At 33.8% G+C, this 1,925-nt stretch carries 2 protein-coding genes; both read right to left on the reverse strand.

The genetic code is table 11. The features are described 5' to 3' along the window. On the reverse strand, positions 1-1,245 hold a 1,245-nt coding region (locus tag AC1DJR_RS28200), incomplete at its 3' end, for an ATP-grasp domain-containing protein (RefSeq protein ID WP_477004067.1). Positions 1,246-1,259: 14 nt separating this feature from the next. Further along, positions 1,260-1,925: MFS transporter (locus tag AC1DJR_RS28205; protein WP_477004068.1), on the reverse strand; the 666-nt coding region annotated here is incomplete at its 5' end.

Here is a 1,925-nt window from a genome sequence, read left to right on the forward strand (position 1 = left end):
AAAAGAAGGTTTCCATTCTGACAAATCCTGATAAACAAACGTTATATTGTCACATATTTCCTCTGCAATTTCGTACATATGTTTTATATCATTAGCCGTAAATAATATAGATCCTTTGCGTTGAGTACTATCTACAATAGTTGGTATAGTGTCGCCCTCTTTTACTAATAGATCAATTAATACGACCTCGGATATGTTAGTTAACTCTTTATACTTGATTTCTTTTAAGCAACCTGGTTTTGGAATCAAACTTAAAGACATAGCTTGACATTTTGAAGGTACACATCTAAATTCATCTATAGTCTCAGTAGCTAGCGCATCATAATAGTATCCAAATTGAGATATGCCAGTTATTAGTTCTACCATCTTCCAGATGTTGCCACCACCTATTCTAACTTGAGACTCTATGATTATTGGCTTATTTTGTTTGTCTATCTTTATTTCTGTATGAGTAATGCCATTTTCCATTTGCATGTCGTCCAAAAATAGCATTACTTTCTCCATAATTAATTGTTTTTGAGATTCATCTATAGGTGCCGGCATAATAGTATAGTTTATTATAAATGTATCTTCTTTAAATACTTCAGCTGATATAGCAAGTATAGAATGTTTTTTGTTATAAGAAACGGTTTCAACCGTATAAACTATATCACCTTCAATATACTCTTCCACTAAAACAGGTAGTTGAATACCATTTTTTTTAATAAATGCCCCTACGTCATCTCCCGAGTCTAGCTTAGATACTCCTTTACCCCCTGCCCCAATCGGCGGCTTTATTATAACACTGTCTTTTTTATTCAAAAATTCATTAATGTCTTCAGTGTTATTACAAACTGTCGAATCTATCGAAAAGTCTTTGCCTGCTAGAATTTCACGCATCATGTCTTTATTGCGGGTTATCATATTAGCATTATAAGAAGGCCCTTTAACATTAAAAATCTTTGCAATTATACAAGCCGTATCTAATGCTGTTTCGTTGAAAGATACAACCACATCAAAAGGTTTCTCTTTGAATAATTCTTCAGCATAGTATATAGACAAGGGTATGTTTGTTGTGTCTATTTCTTTTTTATAGAAACATTTTTCTAAGATAGTTCCATCAAAATATATGTGTTTAGCGTAAGATCCTATATACGAAACAGTATATCCACTGTCTAATGCATCTTGTATAGGCTTTGTCCATCCCCCTATAAATAAAATGTGTGGTTTATTTTTTATGTCAGTTCCGTTTAATACCTTATGCATCATAATCATCTCCTCTAAAATGAACTCGTATATTCAATGTCATGTCCTTTTGATACGCCTCGTCGTAACAACGCCACTAAACACAATGTTGTTCCGAAACCTCCTATAAATAACGTAGTTTGGAGCCCAAATATAGAAATTAAAAATGCACCAGCAAAACTTCCCAATGCCCAAGCTCCCCAATTAAGCGTACGCTGTACAGCATTTACTCGGCCTAGCATGTGATTTGGTGAGGCAAGTTGTCGTATAGTTGCAGCGTAAGGGCCAAATACACCTTCTCCCATACCATGTATGATACTTGCGGCTACTATACCGTAAACTGTTCCCATATATCCCATTATCGGTATAAAAGCCAAACCGGTAACTGATACCGTAGCGCTATAAATAAGCATTTTTGTATTATTAATTTGTTGACTTTTTTTCATGAGAACCGTATTACCTATTAAAAATCCCACCGCTGCTGAACCTACAACAAACCCTATTTCAATTTCAGATAGACCCATTACCTTATAAAGGAATATTACTAAAATGCTATTTAATATGTATTTAAAAAAACCGTAAACAGCACCACAAGTTACAATCGGTTCCAATACAGGGTGCTTTTTGAAATATATCAAACCTTCATATATGTTTTGATATATGGATTTTATATTTATGTCTTTTAAAGAACCCTCTGTATG

It is taken from the genome of Bacillus sp. 05T31 (assembly GCF_056396725.1).